Source organism: Mesorhizobium sp. M1E.F.Ca.ET.041.01.1.1 (assembly GCF_003997355.1).
GTDB lineage: Bacteria > Pseudomonadota > Alphaproteobacteria > Rhizobiales > Rhizobiaceae > Mesorhizobium.
Genome location: NZ_RZSL01000922.1, coordinates 1 through 1631, shown reverse-complemented (window position 1 = coordinate 1631; position 1631 = coordinate 1). Strand labels below are relative to the sequence as shown.

Genomic DNA, 1631 nt, shown 5'->3' with positions numbered 1-1631 from the left:
GGCCGATACGGCGGCCATCGATGAAGAAAGCGCCAACCGCCGCGCCGTCACGATTGACAGCGTCGATCGGCAAAAGCTCGATCCCGGGGCCGAGCGCACCGGGTCGATCGAGGGCCAGAAGGTCAAGCCAGAGGACGATCCCTTCGCCGCGCCCGGCATCAAGGTCGGCACCTTTGTCTTCCGGCCAACGCTCGAGCAGGGCTTCACCGCGACGTCGAACGCCGATGCCAGCAGCGGCGGCAGCTCGGCGGTGCTGTCCGAAACGGCGCTGCGTTTTTCCGCCACCTCGGACTGGCGCGAAAATTCGGCCGTCATCGACGGCTACGGCATCTTCCGCAACACGCTTTCGGGCCAGAAGATCAACGATGCGCGGGGCCGCATCGAGGGCCAGCTCAATGTCGACCTCGATCATGATCTGCGCGCCATCGCCAAGCTCGGCTACGAGGCCGTGCCGGAATCGGCGTCCTCGCCGGATGCGATCGCCGGCGTCACCTCGCAACCGTTGCGGCAGACGGTGGACGGCAGCCTCGGCGTCGAGAAAGATGTCGGCAAGATGCGCTACACGCTGACCGGCGCGGTCACGCACGACTTCTACGGCGACGCCAAGCTCTCGGACGGCACCGTCTTGTCGCAGAAGGATCGCGACTCCACGCTCTACTCCGCGACCTTGCGCGCCGGCTACCAGGTCTCGCCGGCCATCACGCCCTTCGCCGAGGTGGAAGCCGGCCGGCGGGTCTACGATCTGCGCCTCGACAGCAACGGCTACGAGCGCTCCTCGACGCGGCTCGGTGCGCGCGCCGGCCTCGAGCTCGACATGGACGACAAGCTCTCCGGCGAATTCTCTGTCGGCTGGCTGCGCGAAGCGATCGATGACGACCGCCTGCCGGCCAATGCTGGGCCATACGTCAACGCCGATCTTAAATGGTCGCCCGAGCGCGGCACCATCATCGGGCTCACCGGAAGGACCACCATCGAGAGCACGACCGCGGCCGGCGAGAGCGGCGATGTCCTTTACTCGGGCCGGCTCACCGGCGAGCGGCAGATCCGCGCCAGCCTGACGGCGAATTCGGCGCTTGGCCTCGATTGGCGCGACTATACCGGCTCCGACGGCCACGATCTGATCTTGAGCGCCGAGGCCGGGCTGACCTGGTGGCTGAACCGCTATGCCGGCCTCACCACGCGGGTGAGGACGGAGAAGCTCACCAGCAACCTGACGGGACGCGACTACGTCGCCAACAGCGTCTATCTCGGCCTGAAGGTGCAACGGTAGCCGATGGCCGAGGTTTGGAACCTCGGCCAGGTCGGAATTGCCAGAATGATCGGCAGATCTAGGACGCCGCTCCGCGCCGCTCTGCCGGCCGCACTTCATCCAGCAGGGTGCGGATGACGCCGGCCATGCTCTCGTTCATGTCGTTGCGCCAGAGCGCGAAGGCGACATTGGCCTCGACGAAGCCTTCGGGCGAGCCGCAGTCGAAGGTGCGCCCCTTGTAGTGATAGCCGTAGAAGGGCTGCCGCTTTTCCAGCTTCAGCATCGCATCCGTCAGTTGGATCTCGTTGCCTGCGCCGCGCTCCTGGCTTTCGAGGAGGCCGAAAATCTCCGGCTGCAGGATGTAGCGCCCGTTGATGAAGAG

At 66.1% G+C, this 1631-nt stretch carries 1 protein-coding gene and 1 pseudogene; one reads left to right on the top strand and one right to left on the bottom strand.

The features are described 5' to 3' along the window. On the top strand, window positions 1-1270 hold a 1270-nt coding region (locus EOA38_RS35925), incomplete at its 5' end, for an outer membrane beta-barrel protein (RefSeq protein ID WP_127301444.1). Between the two features lie 58 nt (window positions 1271-1328). Here the strand turns inward: EOA38_RS35925 and EOA38_RS35920 are convergent. Beyond that, window positions 1329-1631, bottom strand: a pseudogene (locus EOA38_RS35920) (UTP--glucose-1-phosphate uridylyltransferase); the annotation flags it as partial.